The following is a 25,784-nucleotide window of genomic DNA, read 5'->3' on the forward strand; positions in this document are numbered from 1 at the left end:
TCGCGGCCGTGTCTCGAACAGCATGCGGTACCTTGAACCGGGCTCGATGGACGGGGAACTGCTGGCGATGACACTGACCGACCGGCTGCCGGCGACCGCGGATCCGGACGACGTGTACGAGGCGTTTTCCGAGTGGGCGTCCGAGCGCGACCAGACCCCGTACCCGATTCAGGTCGAGGCACTGATCGAGCTGCTCTCCGGCTCGAACGTGATCATGGCGACTCCGACCGGCTCCGGCAAAAGCTTGGTCGCAACCGGCCTGGAGTTCGCGGTACTGGCGGCTCGGCTCGCCGATGGTCAAGACGCTCCCGGACCGACCGGACGGGTCTTCTACACCGCTCCGATCAAGGCACTGGTCAGCGAGAAGTTCTTTGCCGCAACGGAAATCTTCGGCCACGACCAGGTCGGCATGATGACCGGCGACGCCAGTGTCAACGCCGATGCACCGATCATCTGCTGCACCGCGGAGATCCTGGCCAACCTCGCCCTGCGCGACGGCGCGCAGGCCGACGTCGCGGCGGTGATCATGGACGAGTTCCACTACTACGCCGACCCGGATCGCGGTTGGGCCTGGCAGGTGCCGTTGATCGAGCTGCCCCGGGCACAATTCCTGCTGATGTCGGCCACCCTCGGCGATGTCACCCGGTTCCGTGATGATCTTGAACGGCGGACCGGACGCTCGACCGCCGTGATCAGCTCCACCGAACGCCCGGTCCCGCTGAACTACGAGTACGTCACCAGCAGTCTGCACGAGACCATCACCGAGCGACTGGAAACGCATCAGGCGCCGATCTATGTCGTTCACTTCAGCCGCGCCGCCGCGATCGAGCAGGCGCAGGGACTCACCAGCCTGAAGGTGAGCAGCCGGGAAGAAAAAGATCGCATTGCCGAGTTGATCGGTAATTTCCGTTTCAGCTCCGGTTTCGGAAAAACTCTGTCCCGATTGGTGCGCAACGGCATCGGCGTCCATCACGCCGGAATGCTGCCGCGCTATCGCCGCCTGGTCGAGCGCCTGAGCCAAGCCGGTCTGTTGAAGATCATCTGCGGCACCGACACGCTGGGCGTGGGCATCAACGTACCGATCCGGACGGTGCTGCTGACTTCGCTGAGCAAGTACGACGGCGTACGTCCCCGGTTGCTGACCGCCCGAGAGTTCCATCAGATCGCCGGCCGGGCCGGACGGGCCGGCTACGACACCGTCGGCACGGCAATCGTCGAGGCGCCCGAGCATGTGGTGGCCAACGAGAAGGCGCTGGCGAAGGCCGGCGACGACCCGAAGAAGCGCCGCAAGGTGGTCAAGAAGAAGCCGCCGCCGGGAGTGGTCGGCTACGGCAGACCCACCTTCGACCGGTTGGTGGCCGCCGAGCCGGAGCCGCTGGAGTCCACCTTCGCGGTCAGCAACGCGATGTTGCTGAACGTGATCAACCGGCCGGGCGACTGTATGGCCGCGATGACCCACCTGCTCACCACCAACGACGAGCCACCGGCGCGGCAGCGACGGCACATCCGCCGGGCGCTGGCGATCTATCGCGGGCTGCGCCGGGCCGGCATCGTCGAGCAGCTGCCGGAGCCCGACGAACTCGGACGCCGAGCCCGGCTGACCGTCGACCTGCAGGCCGACTTTGCGCTGAACCAGCCGCTGTCGACGTTCGCCCTGGCGGCACTGGAATTGCTGGACGTCGAGTCGCCGAGCTATCCGCTGGACCTGATCTCGGTGGTGGAGGCGACGCTGGAGGACCCACGGCCGATCCTGACCGCGCAGCGGGACCGAGCCCGCGGTGAGGCGGTCGCGCAGATGAAGGCCGACGGTCTGGAGTACGAGGAAAGGATGGAGCGGCTGGACGAGGTCAGCTACGCCCGGCCGCTGGTCGAACTGCTGGAGCCGGCGTTCGCGACCTTCCTGCAAACGCATCCGTGGCTGGCCGACACTCCGGTGTCGCCGAAATCGATCGTCCGGGAGATGGTCGAGCAGGCGATGAACTTCTCCGAGTTCGTCGCCTCCTATCGGCTGGCCCGATCAGAGGGAATGGTGCTGCGGTATCTGACCGACGCCTACAAGGCGTTGCGGCAGACGGTGCCCGACGACGCCAAGACGCCCGAAGTGCAGGATCTGATCGAATGGCTCGGCGAGATCGTCCGGCAGACCGACTCGAGCCTGCTGGAGGAGTGGGAGCTACTGGCCCACCCCGAGCTGCTGCACACCGCGGATCAGGAAGTTGATCATGGTCCGCCGCCGGTGACCGCCAACGTACGCGCCTTCCGGGTGCTGGTCCGCAACGCGCTCTTCCGCCGGGTCGAGCTGTGCGCCGCCGAGGACTGGGACGCACTGGGTGAGCTTGATGCCGAACGTGGTTGGGATGCCGACGGCTGGGCGGACGCGATCGAGCCGTACTTCGATGATCACGACGAGATCCGGCTCGGCCCCGACGCCCGCGGTCCGGCGATGTTGATCTTGGAACAGTCCGGTCGGCAATGGTCCGCTCGGCAGATCTTCGACGATCCGGAAGGCGATCTCGACTGGGGCTTCTCGGCCACTGTCGATCTTGACGCCAGTGACGTCGAAGGAGTCCCGGTGATCAGTGTCAACTCCGCTGGTCGACTGTGAGCCGTTGTCGTCCCTCGGGCCGCGTGGCGGACGGCCGGGTTCGGTCCTCCGAGGTTAGGTAACCCTTCATCGGTGGCTAGACTGACCGGATGTCGCTGCTCCTTCCGCTCCCGTGGACGTCTGCGTCGGCGTACGCGCAAGGACTGCGATGAACGGGCTGCTGGACGGCTGGCCGTACCCGCTGGCCGTGCTCGTCCTCACCCTGGGTGCCTTCGTCCGCGGCAATCTGACCTACTGGCTCGGCCGGGCCGCGCAGGCCGGTGCCGAGCGTACCCGGGCACGGCGGATGATCGAGTCTGCCGGCTTCGATCGCGCCCGCCGGGTGATCAATCGCTGGGGCCCGCCGGCGATCAGCCTGTCCTTCCTCACCGTCGGCTTCCAGACCTTGATCAATCTCGCCGCCGGGGTGACCAAGATGCCGCTGCGGCGCTACCTGCCGGCGGTCGCGATCGGCGCGATCATCTGGGGATTTCTGTACGCCACGGTCGGCTTCGTCACCGTCGCCGCCTGGCTGCGATTGTACGAACTGTCGCCGGTGATCGCGGTGGTCGCGCTGGCTGTCGCCGCCCTCGCGCTGGCTGGATTCATCGGCTGGCAACTCAAAGGCAGGAGGGAACTGGATCCGAAGATCCCTGAGCCCGTCGAGAGGATCCCTGAGCCTGGCGAAGGGACGACCGGGGTCGGTGCCGTTCCAGGTCCTTCGACAGGCTCAGGACCCAGCCGCCGAGAGCCGAGGCGGGGATGAGCATCGATACCCACCAGGTCAGCAATCAGCCGCCGCCGCTGCTCGACTACGACGCCGCGACCGCCGATCCCATGATCAACTCCGTGCTGGGTGAGCGCGGTGTGGACCCGGCAGCGGTGTCCGGACTCGGGACGTTGATCACCGGCGCCGCGGTGCAGCGGTGGGCCGTTGAGGCCAATGAACAGCCGCCGCGGCTGCGGACCCATGATCGTTACGGGCATCGGATCGACGAGGTGGAGTTTCATCCGTTCTGGCACCGGCTGATGGAGCTGTCGGTCGGTCACGGGCTGCACGCTGCGGCCTGGGTCGATGATCATGATCATCCGCACCTGCGCCGGGCCGCCGGTTTCTATCTGGTCAGCCAGGCGGAGGCCGGGCACGGTTGCCCGATCTCGATGACGTACTCGATCCTGCCGGCACTGCGTGCAAACCCTGCGCTGATGCAGATGTACGGTGCCGGGCTCACCAGCAGGACGTACGACTTCGGGCTGGCCGATCCGCAACACAAGCGTGGTCTCATCGCCGGGATGGGGATGACCGAGAAGCAGGGCGGCTCCGATGTCCGCGCCAACACCACCCGCGCCGTTGATCAGGGTGACGGACCGTATTTGATCACCGGGCACAAGTGGTTCTGTTCGGCACCGATGAGCGACGTCTTCCTGGTGCTGGCTCAGCTGGACGACGCGGGGCTGAGTTGCTTCTGCGTGCCGCGGGTGCTGCCGGGTGGCGACCACAACGTGTTCCGGCTGCAGCGGCTGAAGGACAAGCTCGGCAACCGATCCAACGCCTCCGGCGAGGTGGAATTCGCCGACACCGTCGGCTGGCTGGTCGGCGAACCGGGGCGCGGTGTGAACGCAATCCTGGAGATGGTTGCGATGACCCGGCTGGACTGCGTGATCGGCTCCGCGGCGGGGCAGCGGGCCGCCCTCGTCCAGGCGATTCATCACGCCCGGCATCGGCGTGCTTTCGGCGAGTTGTTGATCAATCAGCCGTTGATGATCAACGTGCTCGCGGACCTGGCGCTGGAGTCGATGGCCTCGACCGGGCTGGCGCTTCGGCTGGCGGCTGCGGTGGACGACGGCGAGGTCGATCTTCTCCGGGCGGCGTTGCCGGCGGCCAAGTACTGGGTGTGCAAGCGCACTCCCGCGGTGGTTGGCGAGGCGCTGGAGTGCCTTGGTGGCAACGGATATGTCGAGGAGTCGGGGATGCCGCGACTCTTCCGGGAGTCGCCGTTGAATGCGATCTGGGAAGGCTCGGGCAACGTGATCGCCCTCGACCTGCTCCGCGCGTTGAACCGGCAGCCGGCCGCGCGAGACGCCGTACTGGATGAGCTTGATCAGGCGACCGGCCATGACCATGGCTACGACGAAGCGCTGCGGAGGTGGCGTCGCGATCTTGACCGAACCTCCGCGTCGGCAGCCCGGCGACTGGCCGGTGATCTTGGAGTCTTGCTGCAGGCAGCGCAGCTGATCCGATTCGGACCCGACGAGGCAGGCGAGCTGTTCTGTGCGACCCGGTTCGAGGGCGATCGCGGACAACTGTTCGGCACCATGGCCGGCGATGTCGCCGGCTCGGCGGCGAAACTGCTGGACCTCGCATTTGCACAGTGAGTCGCGATCCGTCGGACACGAACTCGCGCCGAGATCGGTCGGATACCGTGGGCCGGTGACCGATCAGGACCTAGCCAACCCGTTCCGGCCCGAGATGTGGAACCCGGTGCCGGGTTTCGACTTCACCGACCTCACCTACCACCGGGCGAAGGACGCGCCGGTAGTGCGGATCGCGTTCGACCGGCCCGAGGTTCGCAACGCGTTCCGGCCGCACACGGTGGACGAGTTGTACGCCGCTCTTGATCATGCTCGGACCTCGTCCGACGTGGGCGCAATTCTGCTGACCGGGAACGGACCGTCCCCGAAGGACGGCGGCTGGGCGTTCTGCAGTGGCGGTGATCAACGAATCCGCGGCCGGGCGGGCTATCAGTACGCCGACGGCGAGCAGGCGGCGGACGTCGACCCCGCGAAGCTCGGCCGATTGCACATCCTCGAGGTGCAACGGCTGATCCGGTTCATGCCCAAGGTGGTGATCGCCCTGGTCGGCGGCTGGGCCGCCGGTGGTGGACACAGCCTGCACGTGGTGTGCGATCTGACCGTCGCCAGCGCCGAGCATGCCCGGTTCAAGCAGACCGACGCCGATGTCGGTTCCTTCGATGGCGGCTTCGGCTCGGCCTACCTGGCCCGTCAGGTCGGGCAGAAGTTCGCCCGCGAGATCTTCTTCCTGGGGCAGGCCTACGGTGCCGACGACGCGCACCGGATGGGCATGGTCAACAAGGTGGTCCCGCATGCCGAACTGGAGGACGTCGGCCTGGAGTGGGGCAAGATCATTTGCGGTAAGAGCCCAACCGCCCAACGGATGCTGAAGTTCGCCTTCAATGCGATCGACGACGGCCTGGTCGGACAGCAGGTGTTCGCCGGCGAGACCACCCGGTTGGCGTACATGACCGACGAAGCGGTCGAGGGCCGCAACGCCTTCCTGGAGAAGCGCGCACCCGATTGGTCGGAATTTCCCTACTACTACTGAGCTTCAGCGACCGCGCAGTGACCGGGTCACGGTCCGAACCCTGAGAATGAGGACGCAGCCGGCGAAAATCGGCTCCACACAGCCGAAATGCCCGACTGGTGCCTCATTTTCAGGGTTTGCTCCTTCGCGCCGAGATCATGGCAGTGCCGATTTCGGCACTTCGACAAGCTCAGGGCCCTTGCGGCGGGTGATTGGCCGGCGCTGGTACGCGCAGGTGCCGGCCAACGCCTAACTCGCCAAGGTTCGGGCGGCCAGCTCCAGGTCGGCGACCAGGCCCTCGTACAGCACGGCCCGGTTCTCGGCGCGCAGCGCTGCGGACGGGTGGATTGTCGACACCGACCAGATCGGCCGGCCGGGCAGTTCGCCGACGGTGCCGCGGTGGGAGCCGACGGTGAAGTCCGGACCGAAGATCGACTTGCCGGCGACGCTGCCGAGAACCACAGCACCCTCGGGCTTGACCACGTCGAGTTCGGCTTCCAGCCAGGGTCGGCAGGCGTTGACCTGGGATTGGCTGGGGGTCTGATGGATCCGCCGCTTGCCGGTGGCGCCGCGGGTGCGGAAGCGGAAGTGCTTGACCGCATTGGTGAGGAAGACCTCGGAGCGTTCGATGCCCGCCTGGACGAGTGCCTTGTCCAACAGCCGCCCGGCCGGACCGGTGAACGGCCGTCCGGTGTGGTCCTCGACGTCACCGGGCTGTTCGCCGATCATGATCAACCGCGACCGCCGCAGCCCTTCGCCGAACACCGCCTGGATCGCGGTGGCATAGAGGTCGCAGCCGCGGCAGTCCTGCACGGCCGATCGCAACGAGGCGAGGTTTTGCCGCTGGGGCAGGAAATCCTCCGCGCCGGGGTAGTGCGTTGTCATGATCAACTCCTACCCGCACAGCAGGTCGGTGTCACGGCCGGCGTCGTGTGGTCGAGTGAATCAGGCGTCGGGAAGCACGCCGTAGAGCCGATCGCCGGCGTCGCCGAGTCCGGGCACGATGTAGCCGTGTTCGTCCAGCCGTTCGTCCACCCCGGCGACCACGACCGTGCAGGGCACGTGCAGGTCCTCCAGCAGCCGCTCCAGCCGCTGCAGCCCTTCCGGTGCGGCGAGCAGGCAGATGCAGGTGATGTGATCGGCGCCGCGGTCGACCAGGAAACGTACGGTGGCCGCCAGCGTGCCGCCGGTGGCCAGCATCGGATCCAGGACGTAGCACTGCCGCCCGGACAGATCCTCCGGCAGCCGTTCGGCGTACGTGGTCGGCTGCAGGGTCTGGTCGTTGCGGACCATGCCGACGAACCCGACCTCGGCGGTCGGCATCAGCCGGCTCATCCCCTCCAGCATGCCGAGCCCGGCCCGCAGGATCGGCACCACCAGCGGCCGCGGATGGGAGAGCTTGACCCCGTCGCAGGACGCCACCGGCGTCTGCACCCGATGCGGCTCGACCCGGACCTCCCGCGTCGCCTCGTACGCCAGCAGAGTCACCAACTCCTCGGTCAACCGGCGAAACGTCGGCGAGTCGGTGTCCCGGTCGCGCAGGGTGGTCATCTTGTGGGTGACCAGCGGATGATCGACGATGCGGAGTTTCACAACCTGCACGCTAACCGAGCCGGACATCGTACGGGAGGCCGCGATGGAGCCGGCGCTGTGAATTCGGCACCGAATAGTTATCGCTGTCGACGTAGGTTCTGACACCATAGGGAGTCGGTCCGGGAAGGCCCGTCCGGACCGTCGCAGAAGAGATCGTGGGCAGTTGGAGGGGAGATCGTGGCCGACTACGACGACGACGAGATTGAGTCCTTCGATCTTGACGACGATGACCCGCGTGAGTCCGCCTCCAGCCGTGATCTGGCCGAGGCCGATGACGACCTCGAGGCCGACGGCGACGACGATCTGGACGACGATCTCGAGGATGCCGATCCCGAGGACATCGATTTCATCATCGCCGCCTACCGCGAGGACGGCCAGAGCATGGTCAACGCGCTGTCGGAGGATCTGGCCAACGACCTCGAGGAGTTGATCACTCAGCTGCGCCGGTTGCCCGGCGACGGCGGCGCGGTCGGGCTGCTCAGCCTGGTCGGTGAGGTGGCGATCATCGTTCGAGTTCGTGGCCGCCATGTGCAGTTGATGCTGTCCGACAACGCCGCGGCCAATGATTGGCCGATCGCCCGCGACATCGCCGACTACTTGGGTGAGGACATTCCCGACGAGGATGACGACGACTCCGAGCCGATCGGCGACATGAAGATCTTGTCCGACCTCGGCGTCTCCGAATTCGATCTGACCACCATGTGTGACGATCTTGATCTTGGTAGTGATCAACTGCTGACCGAGGTGGCGGACAAGATCAAGATCGGCCCGCAGTTCCGCAAGGTGATCGACTCCGAGTTCGGTGACTGATCCTTCGGCATCGCCGCCGGCGTCGGTCGACTGGCGACAGCCGATGGCTCTTGCGCTGCAGGAGGCCGTCCGCGCGGCCGAACATCACGACGTACCGATCGGCGCAGTGATCCTCGATCGGGACGGACTGGTCGTCTCGGCCGCCGGCAACGAACGCGAACTGGTCGGGGATCCGACCGCGCATGCCGAGCTGCTGGCGATCCGCCGCGCGGCCGAGGCGATCGGCAGCTGGCGGCTGGATGATCACACCCTGGTGGTCACCCTGGAGCCGTGCACGATGTGTTCGGGTGCGCTGGTGCAGGCCCGGATCGGCCGGCTGGTGTTCGGGGCGTACGACCCGAAGGCTGGGGCGGTCGCCTCGCTCTGGGACGTGGTCCGCGACCGGCGGCTGAATCATCGCGTCGAGGTGATCGGCGGCATCGACGAGACCGCCTGCGGTGATCTGATCCGGGACTTCTTCGAATCTCGGCGGTGATCAATTTCGCCCTCGTCGGCCAGGATTGGTAGCCTCTGCGGCGGTGGCGTGTCTGAGCGGCCTAAAGAGCTCGCCTCGAAAGCGAGTGAGGGTTCACCCCCTCCGCGGGTTCAAATCCCGCCGCCACCGCAGAGGATGTCCGATGACATCTGATGGCCCGAATCCTCGGTCTCGAGGGTTCGGGCCAGTTTGCTTTTCGTCGCGGTACCGGACTTGGAGTGTCGAAGATGTCGCTCGATTCCATCGTGATGATCATGGTGATCTTCTTCGTCGCGGTGCTGGCCCCGTTCGTCGTCGATCGGCTCTCGCCGTGGGTCGCCGTGCCGAGCGTGGTGGTGGAGATCCTGCTGGGGATCGTGGTCGGTCCGACCCTGTTGGGCTGGGTCACCGACACCGGCGTGGTGTCCGCGCTGTCCGACCTCGGCCTGGCCTTCCTGATGTTCCTGGCCGGGTACGAGATCCAGTTCAACAAGTTGCGCGGCGATCCGTTGCGCCGGTCGGTGATCAGCTGGCTGATCTCTCTGGTGGTCGGCCTGGCCGCCGGGCTGCTGCTCGGCGGACTCTCCAGCGGAGTGGTGATCGGGCTGGCGCTGACCACGACCGCGCTCGGCACGATCCTGCCGATCCTGCGCGACAGCGGCGCCGCTGGGACGCGATTCGGCGATCGGGTGATGGCGGTCGGCACCGTCGGCGAGTTCGCGCCGATCCTGGCGATCGCCTTCGCGCTCAGCGGGGAACGCCCGCGCCACACCATCGCCGTGCTGGCGGTGTTCGCGGCGCTGGCGCTGGTCGGCGGCTGGCTGGCGAGCCGGCCACGGCATCCCCGGCTCGGCAGATTGGTCACCGCAACGTTGGGCACGAGTGCACAGTTGGCGGTCCGGTTGTGCGTACTGGTCGTGGTGGCGATGTTCGCGCTGTCCGAGTGGCTGGGGCTGGATCCGGTGCTAGGCGGGTTCACCGCCGGCATCCTGGTCAGCCTGTTCCTGAAGTCCGGCGATCCGGCCGAGGAGGCCGTCGTCAGTTCGCGGCTGGAGGGGATCGGCTTCGGCTTCCTGATCCCGATCTTCTTCGTGGTCAGCGGCGTCGCGTTGGACATCCGTTCGCTGCTGGCCGAGCCGATTGCGCTGGTCAGCGTGCCGGCCTTCCTGGTGCTGTTCCTGATCGTCCGCGGCATCCCGACCTACCTGCTGCACGTCGGCGTACTGGAGCAACGGGATCGGCTGGCCCTGGGACTGTTCGCCGCGGCCGGGCTGCCGCTGATCGTGGTGATCACCAGCGTCGGGGTGAAGGCGGGCCAGTTGGACGCGGCGCACGCGGCCGCGCTGGTGCTGGCCGGCGTGTTGTCGGTGTTGATCTTCCCGATCGTCGGCGGTCGCGTACGTCATCTCGAGGCGGTGGTCGCGCGCGGTGCCGACGAGCAGAACGAGATCTGATCCAGTCGGTCCGGCCCGTTCGGCCACCCTGCTAGCCCTTAGCCTCGATCCGTGGACGAGTAGTCGGTTGGGTGGGGCTGTCCAGCGTGTGAGGACGTGAGAGGCCTTCCTGGCAAGGGAGAATCTGTGTTGCTAACGCACTGATCCGACCGAACCAAGAAGGCACTGATAGTGAAACTACCTCATGGGTGGACGCGGGCTGTTCCGATGTTCGATGAGGAGCACCTGGTGTCGTGTGCCGGGCTGGCTCCGGTGATGGGTCTGGCCGAGCGGGCCGGCTTGTCGGAGTTGCTGGCCGACCGGGTTCGGGTCGATTCGGCATGGGTGGCCTCGTCTGGGGTCAACCCGGCGGGGAAGGTCACCTCGATCATCGCCGGGATGGCCGCAGGTGCGGACTGTATCGATGATCTGGACGTGATCCGGGCTGGTGGAACGGCGCGACTGTTCAAGCAGGTGTACGCGCCCGCGACCTTGGGTCAGTTCCTGCGCAACCTCAGCCATGGACACACCAGCCAGCTGGCGTCGGTGGCCCGAGCCCACCTGGTCAACCTCGTCGGCTGCAGCGACTTGTTGCCGGGGATCGAGCAGCGGGCGTTGATCGATATCGACTCGCTGCTCCGTCCGGTCTACGGGCATGCCAAGGAGGGTGCGAGTTTCGGGCACGCCAAGATCGCCGGCAAACAGGTGCTCCGCAAGGGCCTGTCGCCGCTGGTGACCACGATCAGCACTACCGACGGTGCCCCGGTAGTGGCGGGGATCCGGCTGAGGGCCGGGAAGGCCGGATCCGGGCGTGGTGCGGCATCGATGGTGACCGAGGCCATCGGCACCGCCCGACAGGCCGGCGCGACCGGCGAGATTTTGGTGCGGGGCGATTCGGCTTACGGCAACCACCTGGTCGCTGGAGCCTGCCTGGACCACGGCGTGCGGTTCTCACTGGTGTTGACCCGCAACGCCGCGCTCGACCAAGCGATTGCCTCGATCGCGGAGGATGCCTGGACTGCCGTGCACTATCCCGGTGCCGTCGTCGACCCCGACACCGGCGTGTTGATCTCCGACGCCCAGGTCGCCGAGGTCGAGGCGTTCACCGCCTTCGCCAGCACTGCCCGGCCGATCACCGCCCGGCTGGTCGTCCGCCGAGTGCGGGATGTCGCCAGGCTCGACGAGTTGTTCCCGGTGTGGCGCTACCACCCGTTCCTGACCAACAGTCTCGAATCCGTCACCCGAGCCGATGTGACCCATCGCCAACACGCGATCATCGAAACCGTGCACTCGGATCTGATCGACGGCCCGTTGGCTCACCTGCCGTCGGGCCGATTCGCCGCCAACACAGCCTGGGCGATCTGCGCCGGGATCTGTCACAACCTGCTCCGCGCCGCCGGCAGCCTGGTCGGCGGCCGGCATGCCGTGGCTCGGGGAGCCACCCTGCGCCGGCACCTGATCATGGTGCCCGCCCGGATCGCGCGGCCGGCCCGCCGAAAGTTCCTGCACCTACCCGCTCACTGGCCCTGGGCCGATCAGTGGCTCCGATTGTGGCACCACGTGTTCACCAACAGCATCGGGCCACCGGCAGCCACATAGCCCATCGACCCGACCGCCGCATCGGCGCCAACCGGAGAGCAGACGTGGAAAAGCTGGGCAGACCAGCAACTCACCCATGCCCCGACGACAAACAACGAGCCAATCCAAGATCAACATCACAAACCAAGATCAACACCCGAGCCAGTCCACGGATTGAGGCTTAGGTTGCGTACGATCTCTCCGCGCCCTTCAGCATCGTGCTGTCGGGCGTTGGCTTGTGTGTCGACTCGTTGTGGTCGGCACCATCTGAAGGAGAAGTGGATGACGATGGTTTCTCGCGCCCGGCCGACGGCGGGTGCGTTGTTGGCAGCGGTCCTGGTCGCTGTCGGTCTGGTGGCGTTGGCCCCGGCTTCGGCCGAAGCGGCCAGTGTTTCCTGCACCCTGGCGGCGCCGAAGACCGTACGCCAAGGAGATCACGGCAGCTGCGTCAAGCTGCTGCAGCAGCGGCTCGGCGGAGTCGCCGTTGACGGCAGCTTCGGCCCGGCGACCCTGCGCGCGGTCAAGTACTACCAAGGCACCAAGGGTCTGACCCAGGACGGCATCGTCGGTCCGAAGACCTGGAGCAAGCTGAAGACCCGTACCGCTCACGGCTCGGTGATCTACGCCGCCAGCAACATCTCGTGGTACGCGTGCCGCAACAGCGCCAACACCGCAGTCAAGTACGCCGTCGGCAACTCGCTGGGCTACTCCCTGAACATGGTCGAGATCAGCACCTCGAGCGGCAGCGGGACCTACGTCGACTACATCGCCAACCGGACCGTCAAGTCCGGCGGGTACTACCAGTACGAGGGCAGCCATCCCGTCTTCAAGCGGATGGACATCTGGCGCTACGCCAACTCCGGTCACAGCGTTCGCAACGTGACGATCGATTTCTACCGGGGCAATCGGGACTGTAATTTTAACGGTGTAACTCCTGAGACGAAGGAGACACCTGTGACTGACGTGACGAGTAGGGATGTGGCTGCTGCTGACGGGCAGGAGCTGTCGGCCAGCGATCAGCAGCTGGTGCGCGAGCTGACCGATCGGGCCCGGGCCAACGGGTTGCAGCTGACCGGTCAGGGCGGCTTGCTGGGCCGGCTGACGAAGATGATCGTCGAGGGCGCCCTGGAGGGTGAGATGGATGATCACCTGGGGTATGCCAAGCATGATCCGGTCGGCCGGGACGGCGGTAACTCCCGCAACGGCTACCGGGCCAAGACGCTGTTGACCGAAGCCGGGCCGGTTGATGTTTCGGTGCCGCGGGACCGGGACGGCAGTTTCGAGCCGACGATCGTGGCGAAGCGGCAGCGGCGACTGTCTGGGGTGGAGGACCTAGTGATCTCGCTGTCGGCGAAGGGACTCACGACCGGGGAGATTTCGGCGCACCTCGCCGAGGTGTATGGGGCGGAGGTGTCGAAACAGACGATCTCGACGATCACCGACCGGGTGATGGAGGGGCTGGCCGCCTGGCAGTCTCGTCCGTTGGACCCGGTGTATGCGGTGCTGTTCATCGACGCGATCCAGGTCAAGATCCGGGAGGGTGAGGTCTGCAACCGGCCGATCTACCTGGCCCTGGGTGTCACCGCCGACGGTGAGCGTGACGTGCTCGGCCTGTGGGCCGGTGAGCACGGCGACGGGGAAGGTGCCAAGTACTGGCTGCGAGTGCTGACCGAGATCAAGAATCGTGGCACCAACGATGTGTGCATGCTGGTCTGCGACGGGCTGACCGGACTCCCTGACGCGGTGTCGGCGGTGTGGGACAAGACGATCGTGCAGACCTGCATCGTGCATCTGCTGCGGAACTCGTTCAAATACGCCTCGAAGAAGGACTGGGGGTCGGTCGCCAAGGACCTGAAACCGGTGTATACCGCCGCCTCCGAGGCCGAAGCGCTGGACCGGTTCGCCGACTTCAGCTCCAAGTGGGAGAAGCGTTACCCGGCGATCATCCGGCTGTGGACCAACGCTTGGGCAGAGTTCGTCCCATTCCTGCAGTTCGACCGCGAAATCCGCACCGTGATCTGCACGACGAATGCGATCGAGTCGATCAACGCCCGACTCCGGCGAGCGGTCAATGCCCGCGGTCATTTCCCCACCGAGCAGGCAGCGCTGAAGTGCCTGTACCTGGCGATCATGAGTCTCGATCCGACCGGCCGAGGACGCAAACGCTGGACCAACCGATGGAAGGCAGCACTCAACGCCTTCGACATCACCTTCGACGGACGCCTATCCGCCGGACGCAACTAACAAGATCAAAAATCAGTTACACCGAAAACTTGACAGACCCGGGCAATCTGCCGGTCTGCTGACCGCTTTCGGTTCCGAACGGCCCGCGACCGACCCTGTCGTGTCGCGGGCCGCTCGCATTTCGGGCGCTAGACACTAGCCTCCCTCTTTCACGTGGCGGGAAGTTGATCATGGTCGTCGGGGTCGGTGGCTGGTCGTGGCTGTGGTGGGTGTTGGGGCGTGGCAGTGTCTCGCGTGGCGCTGCGGTAGCGGTTCTCCGGGGTCCTTGGGGTCGGGCGATGGTGGGTCGCGGCGGGTCAGGTGAAGGCGGCGCGTAATCGGTGGAAGCCTTCGGCGATGTGGACGGCCCAGCGCCAGGTTTTGTCGATCCGGAGCCATGTTTGCCGGGCGCCGCGGGTGATCCGTGCGGCCACGTGCAGGATCCGGTAGCGGAAGGTGGCGATCTCGCAGGAAGCGAGGTCGGGGTGATCGGCGAAGACGATCAGTTTGGTCCAGCAGATCAGGTCGGTCGCGGTCAGCACGACTTCGAGCCAGGCGGCGTTTTCGTCCCAGCCGTGGCAGGGCAGGTTCCGCAGGCCGGTGGCCTTGGCTTGGCGGATCCGGTCCTCGACGCGGGCGTGTTGGCGGTGTCGCAGTTCCAGCCCGGCGGCCTGTCCGGCCACGACACCGGGGCCGGTGTTGGTCAGGAATCCGGTGATCCGCATCCCGTCGGCATCGGCGAAGGTCAGTTGCGCACCGGGATGGGGACGTTCCTTGCGCAGGATCAACCTGGATCCGGCCGGCCAACCCGACAGGTCCACACAGTCGGTGACCTCGGCCACCCAGGCGCCGTCGCGGAGCCCGTCATCGCCTTGCAGGGCGGGCATCCAGCACGATTCGGGGATCGCGTCCACGATCTGCTGGACGCTGAAGCCGATCGGGAAGCCGAAGGAGAACTCCAGACCCCGCTCGACACACGCGGCGGCGAAATCATGGGTCGCGCCGGCCGAGTCGGACCGGGCCAACAGGCTCGGCCCGTCCGGATCGTCGGGCCGGGGCCGGGCCTGCTCGGGCAGGCTCGCCAATGCCATGTCCAACACGGCGATGTGGTCGGCGGCAGTGTTGGAGCCGGCATTGCCGCGCCGCAGCAGCCCGGCCAACGCTTCACCGGAAGCGATCTCGGGCCGGTCCAAGAAACACAACAACGGATGGAACCCGAACGTGCGTTTCCAGGTCGCCGCCGCGTTCTCCTTCTCCGAATGGGCGATCAACACCGACGCGTCGAAATCCAACGCCAACGTCGAAGCCAGATCGGGTCCGGCCCCGGCCGCCCAGGCCGCCTCCCGCGCCCCAGCCCGGGCCCGCCGAACCGCGGCCAGATGATCAACATCGATCCGGTCCAACACCCGCCAGGTCGTCGGCATCGAAGCGACCGGGCCGAACAGATCGGTCCGATCCCGCAACACACTGATCCCGCTGATCGCGTCCGCGCCGTCGGCTACCGCGACCGCCAAATCTGTGAACACCCGACCCGGCGGATGCACCGGCGGCCCGTCATAGGTGTCGATCAACGCCGCGGTGATCCCATCGACCAGGCCGGTGTCTACGGCCAACTCCCGCAACAGACCGATCCCGGCATGCGACACCACGCCATGACCATCCGCACTGACCCTGACTCGCTTGCTACGCTTCACCTGCAAAGTGCCCGCCCTACTGGAATAGTCCGACCGTCGCAAGCCGGATTCTTCCAAGCAGGACAGGCACTTTCGCGCATCCAGACCCAGTGTCGCCAAGATCAGCGTGAAACACGCAGGCTAGGGTCGGTCTGTGACCCAGCTCGATGCCGTACGCGACCACTTGATCGTCGTCGATCCGCGGGACAAGAACTGGAGTACGGCGTTGGCCGAGGCTCAGCGCGACGGCGCCGCGGTCGAGGTGGCGTTGTCGTCGATGTCTACGCCGATCTTCACGATCGACCTGGATGCCGTGGCGGCCAACATCGGCGCCATGCAGGCTTGGGTTGATGATCATGGCGCCTCGATTGCGCCGCACGGCAAGACCACCATGTGCCCGGCGTTGTGGCAGTGGCAACTCGATCGCGGTGCGTGGGCGATCACGGTGGCCAACGAGGCCCAGTTGCGGGTGGCACGCTCGGCCGGCGTCCACCGGGTCGTGGTGGCGAACGAATACCTGTCTCCACAGGGATTGAGCTGGCTGGCGCACGAGCAGGATGCCGACCCCGAGTTCGAGGTGATCGGCTGGGTCGACTCGGTCGCGGGTGTCGAGCAGATGACCGCCCACCTCAGCTCGGCGGGAGCGAGGAGACCGGTCTCGGTCTGCGTCGAGATCGGGCATCCGAGTGCGCGGGCCGGTGTTCGTGATCATGATCAGGCGTTGGCGATCGCTCGTGCCGTTGTGGCGTCGCCGCGGCTGAGCCTGCGCGGGGTCGCCGGCTACGAAGGCTCGGTGCCGTCGAGTGATCCGGCCGACCGGGTGATCAAGGTCAAGGAGTTCCTCACCGCGATGGGCGAACGGTTCACCGCGATCGCCCCGTTGGTCGAAGCGCCGGACGCGCTGCTGACCGCCGGCGGCAGTGCCTTCTTCGACCTCGTCGTCGAGGGGCTCGAGCCGGTGGCGCAGCAGGTCCCGGGCGCCATGCTGTTGCTGCGTTCGGGTGCCTACGTCGTGCACGACGACGGCATGTATGCCGGCCTGGCCCCGGCGGTCGATCGGTCCGGACCACGGCTGACCGCCGCCGCCCACGTCTGGGCCCGGGTGATCTCCACACCGGAACCGGACCTGGCGCTGCTGGACGTGGGCAAACGGGACATCCCGTACGACGCCGGCCTGCCGATCGTGCAGAAGATCGTCACCGGATCGGGTCTGGCCGACGCGCCGCCGGCAACCGTCTTCAACACCAATGATCAACACGCCTACGTCCGGCTGAAACGGCCCGATTCCTTGCAGGTAGGCGATGTCGTCCGGCTGGGCCTGTCGCATCCGTGCACGATGTTCGACAAATGGCGGACCGTCCTGCTCACCGAGGGCGGCCGGATCCGCGGCGCCGTCCCGACGTTCTTCTGATCATGACCATCCTGATCAGCGGCGGAACCGTGGTCGACCCGTTCGACGGGCAGTTCATCGCCGACGTACTGGTGGACGGCGATCGCGTCGTCGCGATCGGCCGAGATCTCGCGTCGGCGCGACGGCCGGATCAGACGCTGGACGCGTCCGGCTTGTTGATCATGCCGGGCGGCATCGATGCCCACTCCCACACCGACGCACGGATCCTGGACGAGGACGTTCAGCTCGCCCTGCTGCGATCGGGAGTGACGACGGTGATCACCGGGCAGGACGGGGTGTCCTTCGCACCCGGCGACGGCCGCTACGCCGCCGACTACTTCGGCTCGCTGAACGGCGCCCATCCCAGCTATCGCGGCGACGGGGTCGCGGGCCTGCTGCGCGGCTACGACGGACGGACCCGGCTCAACGTCGGATATCTGCTGCCCGCCGGGACCATTCGGTACGAGGTGATGGGCAGAGAGTCCCGGCGGCCGAGCGCCGATGAGCTGGCAACCATGATCGCGATGGTCGAGGCCGGCCTCACCGATGGTGCGCTGGGGTTGTCGTCCGGGCTGGATTACGTGCCGGGCACCTTCGCCGACGTTGACGAATTCGCCGCGCTGTGCGCGCCGGTGGCCGCGACCGGCGGGGTCTTCGTCTCCCACATCCGTGGCTACGAAGAGAACGCCGGCCCCGGCGTTGCCGAACTGGTCGAGATCTGCCGCCGCAGTGGCGTGGCCGGGCACGTCTCCCATTTCCACGCTCGGCCGGAGTTGATCAAGGAACTGCTGGACCGGGCCAGTGGCTCCGGAGTCGAGCTGACCTGGGACGCGTACCCGTACTTCCGCGGATTCACCCTGCTGAGCATGGTGTTGCTGCCGCCGGAGTTGATCATGCTGGGCAACGCCGAGGCGACGGCCCGGCTGCGCGATCCGGCGGAACGAGAGCGGCTGACGCAGGGCTTCGAACAGCGGGTGCACACGACCGAGAACCTCGGCGACGGTTGGGCCGACCGGGTCCGGATCGCCGACGCCGGTACCCCTGGCGGAGTTGATCTTGACGGGTTGACGCTGGCCGAGGCGGGGGACCGGCGCGGGCTCGATCCGTTGCAGCTGGGGTATCAGGTGCTGGCCGATTCGGAGTTGATGGCGACGACGGTGATGGAGATCCCGAAACCGCGTACCGATGATCAACTGGCCCGGCAGTTCGCGCTGCCCGCCGCCTGTTCCGGATCGGACGGAATCTTCCTCGGCGGCTCGCCGCATCCGCGCGGATTCGGTTGCCTGGCACGGATGTACGGAGTTTTCGGCCGCCAGCGTCGCGACTTCGACTGGCCCCAGTTGAGCATGATCGGGGCCGGTCGGGCAGCCTCCCGCTTCGGCCTCGGGGATCGCGGCCGGGTCCGGGTCGGCGGGTCCGCGGACCTGGTGCTGATGGATCCGGAACGGATCACTGACCGGGCCGACTACGCCCATCCGCGTCGGCTGTCCGAGGGCATCGACCGGGTCCTGGTCCGCGGCCGGTTGGTGCTGGACGGCGGCGAGCTCACCGACGATCTGGCCGGCGGCTCGGTTCGCCCGTCCCCGCGCTGATCCCCGCGCCCCGACGACCGCCCCGACGTCCCGGCCGACTGCTACCGAAGTCGCGACAACGCGAGTTCGGGTGGGGGTATCTGCGGTATGGGCGCCGGAAGTCGCGACAACGCGAGTTCGAGTGGGGATATCTCCGGCATGGGCGCCGGAAGTCGTGTTGTCGCGAGTTCGGGCGAGTGGTCAGCGGCCGCCCGGCGGGCCGCCGAAGACGATTTGGCGGCCGGACCCGCGGGAGGACTGCGCGTTGCTGGTCGGTAGTGGCTCACTGCGATCGGCGAGGACCACGGTTTGCCCCTCGGACAGACTGGAGGTGATCTGCACCATGGTCGAGCCGACGGCGCCGACCCCGACCCTGGTCGATTTCGGCTTACCGTCCTGCAACAGGGTGACCGTGCCGCTGTCACCGTCGCGCACCACCGCCGAAGCCGGGACGCGGAGCACGTTCTGCCTGCTGGAGATCGCGATCTTGGCCGTTGCGCTGGAGCCGTCGGCCAGCGACGGCGGTGGATTGTCGAAGGTGATGGTGATCGGGTAGCTGGTGCTACTGCTTCCGCTGCTCGACGACGGCAGCAGACCGATCGCGGTGATCGTTCCGGTCGCATCGGTGCCGCTGAGCTGGGCGTCCTGGCCGGTCTTGACCTCGGACAGCTGATCTTCGGAGACGTTCGCGGTCAGTTGCATCGCGCCGGCGCCGAGGATCTCGATTTTGTCGCTGGTCGACATCGACTCACCCTTGGTGAAGCCGACGGCGGCGACCGTGCCGTCGATCGGGCTGGTGATCGTTGCCTGATCCAACTGCTTCTCGGCGACGTCGAGAGCGATCTGCGCCGACTTCACGGACGCCTCCGCCTCGGCGACCGTGGTCGTGCCGGAGCCTCCTTGCCCGCCGATCGTCTGCTGGCCGGTGCCGTCGGAGACACCGCCGGATCCCGTACCTGCTTGGGAACCAGCGCTCGTCGGTACGTTTCCGGTCGAGCCCGCCTTTTCGGTCGACGTACTTCCGGTCGCGCCGGTGTTTCCGGTCGAGCCGGCCTTCTCCAATGAGCAGGTGTTCCCGGACGAGCCGGCACTCCCGTTGGTGTCGGTACGGGCGCTGGCGCCGGTGCTCTTCGCCGACCCGGCGCCGTTGCCAGCGGACCCGACACTGCTGGTACCGCTCGTGGACCCGCCAGATTTTGCCTTCGAATCCCCGGACGATCCGGCCGCCGTCGAGCTCGGGGCGGCACTGCTATCCGGAGTCGAAGCCGACGCCTGGTTCGCTGCCGACACCTGCTTGACCGCCGTCTGCAGTGCGGCGGTCAACCGCGCCGCGTCCTGGCCGGCAAACCGCTGTGCGGCGTCGACCGCTCCTTGGGCAATGTTCGTGGCCTCTATGGCCCTCGCACAGTCAGCCAGCTCGTCGGCGTCCGGTGCGTCGGTCGAACCTCCGGTCGGGTCGTCGACCGTTTGCGCGGTCACCGTCGAGCCGATGGGGAAGTCGGCATCGTGCGCTGTCTTGGCGCTCGGAGTGGTGGTCGACCCGGTTGGTTCTGACGAGCTGCTCGAGCTGGTGGGACCGGCCGAAGGGGACGCCGTCGACGTCGGGCTCGACGCGACCGAGTCGGTCGGAGTTGAGGACGGGCTGGAGGAGGTGGTGGTGGTTCCAGCGCTCGGGGACACGCGGTTCGACGCCGTCGCACTCGGTGTGGCGGACGCCGATCCGGAGGCAGAGGTGGTCGGGCTGGACGAGCCTGACGTGCCGGAGCCGTCGGTGAGGAAGCTGCAGACCTGCTGCTGTTTCTGGTACGCCACCGTCGACACCTTGATCAACTTCTGCAGCTGTTGCTGATCTTGGTCGACCTGGTTGCGCAGCTTGTTGACCGTGGTGAGATCGACCGCCGGCTTCGATCCGCCGGACTTGTCGGGTGTGGACGTGCTCGGTTCGCCCTTCTGCGCACCGGACGGAGTGTTCGAGGACGCGCCGGCCGTGGGTTTGGCCTGAGCGGTCGGTGACTGGGCGGCGGGCTGCTCGGCGGAGTTCTTTGAAGCCCCCGTCTGCGCGGAGTTGCTCGGCGATCCGGAGTTGCTCGGCGAGCCGGAATTGGTCGAGCCGCCGGAGCCCGTGCTCTGCCCGGCATTTCCACTCTGTCCCGAGTTCGTCCCTGCCGCCGAAGCGCTCGGCTGCGCGGACGCGCCGGTCGACACCGAGGCTGATGCGGACGTTGATGCGGACGCGGAAGCTGTGGAGGCGTTCTCGGCGGTCTCCAGTGTCTCCTTCGCCGAGGCGAGGTCGGCCTTGGCCTGGGTGACGGCCAGCTTCAGCTCGGTGTCGTCCATGGTGGCGAGCTTCTGGCCGGCCTTGACGGTGTCACCGACCGACACGTTCACCGAGTCGACAGTGCCGGAGGCCGGGAATGCCAACGATGCTTGGTTTTCGCTGCTGACGGTGCCGCTGACGTTGATCGTCTCGGCGACGTCACCGCGACTCACCCGGGTGGTGACGTAGTCGTCCGCGCCCGTCGCTGCGGTGGCTCGTACCGCAAACCAGGCGATCACCCCGAGGGCGATCAGCACCGGCAATCCGACCATGATCATCCGGCGGCGCCGGCGAGGTGCCGCGACCGCTGCGCTAGCCATTGGACCGCTGCCCCGGCATCCCGCCGAACCCCCCGAAACTGATCGTGCACTGGCCGTTCTTGCTTGCCGACAAGGTCATCGTGGTGGCCGTGACCGCGCCGGTGTCGTCACTCTTGCCGAAGGCGGACACGCATTCGTTCTTCTTCACCGCCGATGCTCCGGCGGTCTTGGTGATCGTCAGGTCTGTGTCCTTGCCGAGGGTCACGGTGACGTCGGAGGTGGTGGACGAGGACGAGGATGCGCGCTGGTGCGCCCTGATCACGAACGTCGATCCGTCGACCTGTGTGATCTTGCCGCCGGCGATGGTGCCCATCCGACCGGCGGCGCCCGACGGCATCCCACTCGGACGGCCGGACGGGAAACCGCCGGGTCGGCCCTGCCCCGATCCCTGGCCGGGTCTTCCGGATGGCATCCCACTGGGAGCGCCGTTCGGCCGGTCTCCGCTGCCCATACCGCCGAATCCGGCGCTGCAGCTGCCGTTGTCGGCCGCGGTCAACGTGACCGAACTTGCCGTCATGCTCGACGGCAACGACTGGGAGCCGGACCCGCCGTCGCTGCGGACCGTCGCGCACAGGCCCTTGGCGAGATCGGCGGCGGTCGCGCTGGTGGTCTTGGAGATCTTGGTCTTGCCGGTGTACGTCACCGAGGTCTGACTCGATTCGCTCTGCACCTGCAAGGTCTTGCCGTTGAGATCGGCGATCAGTCCGGACACACCGGGCCGGGCGTTCTGGCCGCCTTGGCTGTTGCCACCGGCCGGGCCGGCGGTCGAGGAGCTGCCACCCTGCGGCGCGGCCTGTGCCGTTCCGCCGGACGGGTCCGAGCCGGAGGAGCAGCCGACGACCATGATCATCGCCGCTCCCGTGATCACGATCGGTACGGCGATCCGAACGCTCGACCTCCACACCCGATTCGCCGACACCCCATTCGCGCGCGGCCAACGTGCTGTCATGATCATTCGCTCCTCAGTGCATCGATGGGGGCCATCCGGGCCGCCCGAGTGGCGGGATAGACACCGGCGACGACTCCGACGCCGATGGCCACCGCGAGTGCACCGGCCGACGCCGGTACGGACAAGGTGACGGTCTGATTGATCAACTTCGGCAGGACCACCGCGCCCAACCAGCCCACCCCGATGCCGAGTACGCCGCCGATCAGGCTGAGGGTGATCGCCTCCAACAGGAACTGGCGGCGAATCACGCCGGGGGTGGCACCGAGCGCCTTGCGCAGGCCGATCTCCCGGGTCCGCTCCGAAACCGACACCAGCATGATGTTCATCACGCCGATTCCGCCTACCAGCAAGGAGATTCCGGCCACCCCACCGAGCAGGATGGTCAGTGTCTTGCTGGTCGCCGTGGCCGTGGCGACCAACGATTCCTGACTGGTGATGCTGAAGTCGGCGTCGTCGCTGCTGACGTTGTGCCGAGTCAGCAGTGCCGCATTCGCCTCCTGGTACGCCGCGGACAGGGCATCGGCCGAGGCGGCCTTGAGGTAGATCGTGGAGACCGAGCCCGGGGTGGACGAGCCGAAGCGTTGCTGGGCGGTGGTGTAGGGAAGTACGGCCTGATCGTCCTCGTTGCTCGAGCCGCTCGAACCGGCGGAGGCGAACACGCCGATGACGGTGAAGGTGGCACCGTCGATGGACACGGTCTGGCCGACCGCGTTGCCGGTGTTGAAGAGCTCCTCGGCGGTGCTGGAGCCGAGCACGATCACCGGCGCCCCGTCGGCGTATTCGCTGCCGGTGAAGAACCTTCCCGAGCTCAGCGTCCGGGATCGGACGCCGAGCCACGCGGTGGTGGCGCCGACCGTCTGGGTGGTCCAGGTCGTCGTGCCGGCGGTCAGCACCTGGCTGCCGGACTGGACCGGTGCCACGCCGTCGAGGTCCGGTGCAACGTCGCGGTCTTGCAGGGCCTGCGCATCCGCCATGGTCAGCGTGGTCGCCGAACCCAACCCACCCCGTACGCCGCCGCTGCTGCTGGAGCCCGGCGAAATGATCAACAGGTTGCTGCCGAGCGCGTCGATCTGATCCTTGACCTCCTGCTGCGCGCCCTGGCCCAGCCCGACCGTGAGCACCACCGAGGCGATACCGATCCAGATCCCGAGCACCGTCAGCAGCGAACGCAGCCGGTGGCTGCGAATGGCGTCGATCGAGATCCGTAGTGATTCCGTCCACCTCATTGGGTTGTCCCATCCGCGCGGCCGGACTCGGCTCGGCCAGATTGACCCGATTTGCGTTTGGCCACCGCGAGCCGGTCGACCGCAGGCTTGCCGGCCGGATGGAGGTGGTGATCACGATCGGCCGCTTCATGATCATCGACGACCTTGCCGTCGCGTACCTGGATCACCCGGCCGGCTGCTTCGGCCACGTCGGCTTCGTGCGTGATCAACAGGATCGTCCGTCCGGAGCGATGCAGTCCGTCCAACAGCCGCAACACCTCGTCGCTGGAATGCGAATCCAGATTGCCGGTCGGCTCGTCGGCCAGGATGATCGCCGGATCGGTGACCAAGGCCCGGGCGATGGCCACCCGCTGCTGCTGCCCGCCGGACAGTTCGTTCGGCCGGTGATCGGCTCGGTCGGCCAACCCGACCTGCTCCAATGCGGCAAGTGCACGGCGCTTGCGTTCGGCCTTCGGCATCCCGGCGTAGCACAGCGGCAACTCGACGTTGCGCCAGGCAGTCAACGTGGGCAGCAGATGGAACTGCTGGAAAACGAATCCGATTCGGCGGTTCCTGACCTGCGCAAGATCATCTTCACTCAGTTCTTCGACCGAGTCGCCGTCCAGCAGATAGCTGCCCGAGGTTGCGACGTCCAGGCAGCCGAGGATGTGCATCAGGGTGGATTTTCCCGAGCCGGACGGGCCGATGATCGCGACGTACTCGCCGGCCGTGACGCTCAGGCTGACTCCGCGCAGGGCCTGTACTTGTGCCGCGCCGGTGTTGTACGACTTGATCACGTCATGCAGTTCGACGATCACCGGTTGCGCGATCGCCGGGGTCGGATCGACGGCCGTCGCGGTCACCGGTTGCCCTGTCCGCCGCCGGGGAAGCCGCCGCCACCCGGGAAGCCGCCACTGCCGCCGGGGAAACCGCCGGTGCCCGTGCCGCCCAGGCCGCCGCCCTGCCTGGATCCGTTGCCGCTCTGGCCGCTCTGGGATCCGGTACGACCCGGGAGATTCAACGTGACCTTGACTTGATCACCTGCGGACAGGCCGCTCTCGACCACGGTCTGGTTTCCCAGTGTCTGGCCGATCGTGATCTTGGTCTGCACCGTCTTGTTGCCGACGACCTTCTGCACGACCGGCTCGTTGTTCGCCGTCTTGATCGCCATCGTCGGCACGGTCAACGCGTTCTGCAGTTGCTTGACGATGATCGACACGTCGGCGGAAGCACCGGCGTGCAGGCCCGTCGGGGATCCGGTGATCTTGATCGTCACCGGGAACGTGCTGCTGCCGCTGTCCGACGACTCAGCCATCACACCGACCGATTGCACGGTGCCGAAGACCGTGTCGCCACCGCTGGAGGGCGTGATCTTGGCCTGCAAGCCCTTCTTCACCGAGTCCAGGTCGGAGCTGTCGACCGAGGTGTTAACGATCCAGGAATCGGTGCTGATCACCGTGATCGCCGAGGACGACGAGGAGGAGGAGGACGAGCTGCTGCTGGTGGATCCCGATCCGATCCCACTGGTGCCGCCCGAACCGCCCGTATCGCCCGACCCACCCGAACCGCCCGACGAACCGGACGAACTGGAGCCCGTACTGTCTCCCGCCGAGATCCCCACCTCGGCCACCACGCCGGCGAACGGCGCCGTCAGGTCGGCACCCTTCAAGGCGTCCTTGGCCTGCGCCAGTTCGCTCTTCTTCAACTTGACCGAGGCCTTGGCCGACGACAACTGGGCGGCGGTGCTGCTGTCGTCGTCCTGCAGGCTGGCCAGATCGTCCTCGGCGGCCTGGAGTGCGGCCTTCGTGGAATCGACATCGGCCTGCAGGCTCGCGTCCTCGATCTTTGCGAGCACGTCGCCCTTCTTGACCTTGTCGCCGACCTGGACGTCGACCTTTGTCACCGTGCCGCTACTGGAGAAGGAGAGGTCGGATTGCTTCGCGGGTTCGAGGGTGCCGGTGGCGCCGACCGTCTGTTGCAGGGTCTGCTTGCTCACGGTGTAGGTCTGATCCCGGCTGATGGCCGCGGTCGATCGATTGCCGAGCAGTTGCCAGGTCAAGACCCCACCGGCGATCGCCAGCACAAGGACGCCGGCGATCACGAGCGGCAACCAGCGCCGCTTGTGCCGCGGTTCGGCCGGGGTCTCGATCAGCAGGTCGGTCCTCTCGACCGTGTCGTCCAGCTCACCGGACGATTCGTTCTCACCTTCGGACACCCGACATCCCTCCGTACGCAGGGAACGTCGTGTCCCCGACGGCAGAGGTTGTCGATCAAACCTGGCACGCGCCTTGGGTTGGGATTTCAACCGGCTGTGAAGAATTCACGGGCAAATCTCGCCAGGGTCGGGCAGCACAGCAGCGGA

Annotated in this window: 19 protein-coding genes, 1 tRNA gene and 1 pseudogene; 13 read left to right on the forward strand and 8 right to left on the reverse strand. The window is 66.9% G+C overall.

Annotation, left to right across the window (positions count from 1 at the left end; translation table 11 throughout):
- Positions 1-67: 67 nt before the first annotated feature.
- From FOE78_RS03070 to FOE78_RS03085, 4 genes are all read left to right on the forward strand, one after another.
- Positions 68-2,605: a DEAD/DEAH box helicase gene (locus tag FOE78_RS03070; RefSeq protein WP_143988480.1), complete on the forward strand. Its 2,538-nt coding sequence runs from the start codon at positions 68-70 to the stop codon at positions 2,603-2,605.
- Between the two features lie 148 nt (positions 2,606-2,753).
- The gene (locus FOE78_RS03075; RefSeq protein ID WP_143985013.1) at positions 2,754-3,350 is read left to right on the forward strand and encodes a DedA family protein; all 597 of its coding nucleotides are present in this window, start codon (positions 2,754-2,756) and stop codon (positions 3,348-3,350) included.
- The gene (locus FOE78_RS03080; RefSeq protein ID WP_143985014.1) at positions 3,347-4,960 is read left to right on the forward strand and encodes an acyl-CoA dehydrogenase family protein; all 1,614 of its coding nucleotides are present in this window, start codon (positions 3,347-3,349) and stop codon (positions 4,958-4,960) included. The genes FOE78_RS03075 and FOE78_RS03080 overlap by 4 nt, the downstream gene beginning before the upstream one ends.
- Before the next feature lie 94 nt (positions 4,961-5,054).
- Entirely contained in the window at positions 5,055-5,927 is an 873-nt protein-coding gene (locus FOE78_RS03085) for a 1,4-dihydroxy-2-naphthoyl-CoA synthase (RefSeq protein ID WP_266095018.1), read from the forward strand.
- Positions 5,928-6,155: 228 nt separating this feature from the next.
- Here the strand turns inward: FOE78_RS03085 and FOE78_RS03090 are convergent, their stop codons facing one another.
- Both FOE78_RS03090 and upp read right to left on the reverse strand, forming a co-directional pair.
- Positions 6,156-6,791 (reverse strand): UdgX family uracil-DNA binding protein, encoded by a 636-nt coding sequence (locus FOE78_RS03090; protein WP_143985016.1) that lies wholly within the window; start codon positions 6,789-6,791, stop codon positions 6,156-6,158.
- A gap of 60 nt (positions 6,792-6,851) precedes the next feature.
- Positions 6,852-7,457, reverse strand: coding sequence for a uracil phosphoribosyltransferase (upp, locus tag FOE78_RS03095; protein ID WP_266095019.1), 606 nt, complete (start codon positions 7,455-7,457; stop codon positions 6,852-6,854).
- A 219-nt stretch (positions 7,458-7,676) separates the two neighbouring features.
- Between upp and FOE78_RS03100 the strand changes: the two genes are divergently transcribed.
- The 7 genes and pseudogenes from FOE78_RS03100 (at position 7,677) to FOE78_RS23990 (ending at position 14,018) form a co-directional block, all read left to right on the forward strand.
- Positions 7,677-8,309 carry a tRNA adenosine deaminase-associated protein gene (locus FOE78_RS03100; protein ID WP_143985018.1) on the forward strand — a complete coding sequence of 211 codons (633 nt, stop codon included), beginning with the start codon at positions 7,677-7,679 and terminating at the stop codon, positions 8,307-8,309.
- A 43-nt stretch (positions 8,310-8,352) separates the two neighbouring features.
- Entirely contained in the window at positions 8,353-8,784 is a 432-nt protein-coding gene (locus tag FOE78_RS03105) for a nucleoside deaminase (protein WP_143985019.1), read from the forward strand.
- 42 nt (positions 8,785-8,826) lie between these two features.
- Positions 8,827-8,913, forward strand: a tRNA-Ser gene (locus FOE78_RS03110).
- 98 nt (positions 8,914-9,011) lie between these two features.
- Positions 9,012-10,217 carry a cation:proton antiporter gene (locus FOE78_RS03115; RefSeq protein ID WP_143985020.1) on the forward strand — a complete coding sequence of 402 codons (1,206 nt, stop codon included), beginning with the start codon at positions 9,012-9,014 and terminating at the stop codon, positions 10,215-10,217.
- 171 nt (positions 10,218-10,388) lie between these two features.
- The gene (locus FOE78_RS03120) at positions 10,389-11,795 is read left to right on the forward strand and encodes an IS1380 family transposase (RefSeq protein ID WP_168207289.1); all 1,407 of its coding nucleotides are present in this window, start codon (positions 10,389-10,391) and stop codon (positions 11,793-11,795) included.
- Positions 11,796-12,062: 267 nt separating this feature from the next.
- Positions 12,063-12,305, forward strand: a pseudogene (locus tag FOE78_RS23985) (peptidoglycan-binding domain-containing protein); the annotation flags it as partial.
- Positions 12,306-12,776: 471 nt separating this feature from the next.
- Positions 12,777-14,018 (forward strand): IS256 family transposase, encoded by a 1,242-nt coding sequence (locus FOE78_RS23990; RefSeq protein ID WP_168207653.1) that lies wholly within the window; start codon positions 12,777-12,779, stop codon positions 14,016-14,018.
- 296 nt (positions 14,019-14,314) lie between these two features.
- Here FOE78_RS23990 and FOE78_RS03130 read toward each other — a convergent pair whose 3' ends face one another.
- Positions 14,315-15,697: an IS1380 family transposase gene (locus FOE78_RS03130; protein WP_143985022.1), complete on the reverse strand. Its 1,383-nt coding sequence runs from the start codon at positions 15,695-15,697 to the stop codon at positions 14,315-14,317.
- A gap of 127 nt (positions 15,698-15,824) precedes the next feature.
- On the opposite strand from FOE78_RS03130, the gene FOE78_RS03135 reads away from it, so the two are divergent.
- Both FOE78_RS03135 and FOE78_RS03140 read left to right on the forward strand, forming a co-directional pair.
- On the forward strand, positions 15,825-17,081 hold the full coding sequence (locus tag FOE78_RS03135; protein WP_143985023.1) for an alanine racemase: 1,257 nt from the start codon (positions 15,825-15,827) through the stop codon (positions 17,079-17,081).
- A gap of 2 nt (positions 17,082-17,083) precedes the next feature.
- Entirely contained in the window at positions 17,084-18,652 is a 1,569-nt protein-coding gene (locus FOE78_RS03140) for an N-acyl-D-amino-acid deacylase family protein (protein WP_168207353.1), read from the forward strand.
- A 180-nt stretch (positions 18,653-18,832) separates the two neighbouring features.
- On the opposite strand, the gene FOE78_RS03145 is transcribed toward FOE78_RS03140, so the two are convergent.
- The 5 genes from FOE78_RS03145 to FOE78_RS03165 are packed head-to-tail and all read right to left on the reverse strand — an operon-like array spanning position 18,833 to position 25,637.
- Positions 18,833-21,268 carry an efflux RND transporter periplasmic adaptor subunit gene (locus tag FOE78_RS03145; RefSeq protein WP_143985025.1) on the reverse strand — a complete coding sequence of 812 codons (2,436 nt, stop codon included), beginning with the start codon at positions 21,266-21,268 and terminating at the stop codon, positions 18,833-18,835.
- A complete protein-coding gene (locus FOE78_RS03150) occupies positions 21,261-22,217 on the reverse strand; it encodes a hypothetical protein (RefSeq protein ID WP_143985026.1) in 957 nt (318 codons plus the stop codon). The genes FOE78_RS03145 and FOE78_RS03150 overlap by 8 nt, the downstream gene beginning before the upstream one ends.
- Positions 22,218-22,219: 2 nt before the next feature.
- Positions 22,220-23,443 (reverse strand): ABC transporter permease, encoded by a 1,224-nt coding sequence (locus tag FOE78_RS03155; RefSeq protein WP_143985027.1) that lies wholly within the window; start codon positions 23,441-23,443, stop codon positions 22,220-22,222.
- Positions 23,440-24,285, reverse strand: coding sequence for an ABC transporter ATP-binding protein (locus FOE78_RS03160; RefSeq protein ID WP_323125710.1), 846 nt, complete (start codon positions 24,283-24,285; stop codon positions 23,440-23,442). The genes FOE78_RS03155 and FOE78_RS03160 overlap by 4 nt, the downstream gene beginning before the upstream one ends.
- Positions 24,282-25,637: an efflux RND transporter periplasmic adaptor subunit gene (locus tag FOE78_RS03165; protein WP_143985028.1), complete on the reverse strand. Its 1,356-nt coding sequence runs from the start codon at positions 25,635-25,637 to the stop codon at positions 24,282-24,284. The genes FOE78_RS03160 and FOE78_RS03165 overlap by 4 nt, the downstream gene beginning before the upstream one ends.
- Positions 25,638-25,784: the final 147 nt, after the last annotated feature.

Origin of the sequence: Microlunatus elymi (assembly GCF_007362775.1) — a bacterium.
Taxonomy (GTDB): Bacteria; Actinomycetota; Actinomycetes; order Propionibacteriales; family Propionibacteriaceae; genus Microlunatus; species Microlunatus elymi.

Coding starts and splice junctions, on each gene's coding strand:
- FOE78_RS03070 (WP_143988480.1), top strand. CDS start 68: ATGACACTGACCGACCGGCTGCCGGCGACCGCGGATCCGGACGACGTG.
- FOE78_RS03140 (WP_168207353.1), top strand. CDS start 17,084: ATGACCATCCTGATCAGCGGCGGAACCGTGGTCGACCCGTTCGACGGG.
- FOE78_RS03105 (WP_143985019.1), top strand. CDS start 8,353: ATGGCTCTTGCGCTGCAGGAGGCCGTCCGCGCGGCCGAACATCACGAC.
- FOE78_RS03075 (WP_143985013.1), top strand. CDS start 2,754: ATGAACGGGCTGCTGGACGGCTGGCCGTACCCGCTGGCCGTGCTCGTC.
- FOE78_RS03085 (WP_266095018.1), top strand. CDS start 5,055: ATGTGGAACCCGGTGCCGGGTTTCGACTTCACCGACCTCACCTACCAC.
- FOE78_RS03145 (WP_143985025.1), bottom strand. CDS start 21,268: ATGGCTAGCGCAGCGGTCGCGGCACCTCGCCGGCGCCGCCGGATGATC.
- FOE78_RS03090 (WP_143985016.1), bottom strand. CDS start 6,791: ATGACAACGCACTACCCCGGCGCGGAGGATTTCCTGCCCCAGCGGCAA.
- FOE78_RS03080 (WP_143985014.1), top strand. CDS start 3,347: ATGAGCATCGATACCCACCAGGTCAGCAATCAGCCGCCGCCGCTGCTC.
- upp (WP_266095019.1), bottom strand. CDS start 7,457: ATGACCACCCTGCGCGACCGGGACACCGACTCGCCGACGTTTCGCCGG.
- FOE78_RS03115 (WP_143985020.1), top strand. CDS start 9,012: ATGTCGCTCGATTCCATCGTGATGATCATGGTGATCTTCTTCGTCGCG.
- FOE78_RS03155 (WP_143985027.1), bottom strand. CDS start 23,443: ATGAGGTGGACGGAATCACTACGGATCTCGATCGACGCCATTCGCAGC.
- FOE78_RS03150 (WP_143985026.1), bottom strand. CDS start 22,217: ATGACAGCACGTTGGCCGCGCGCGAATGGGGTGTCGGCGAATCGGGTG.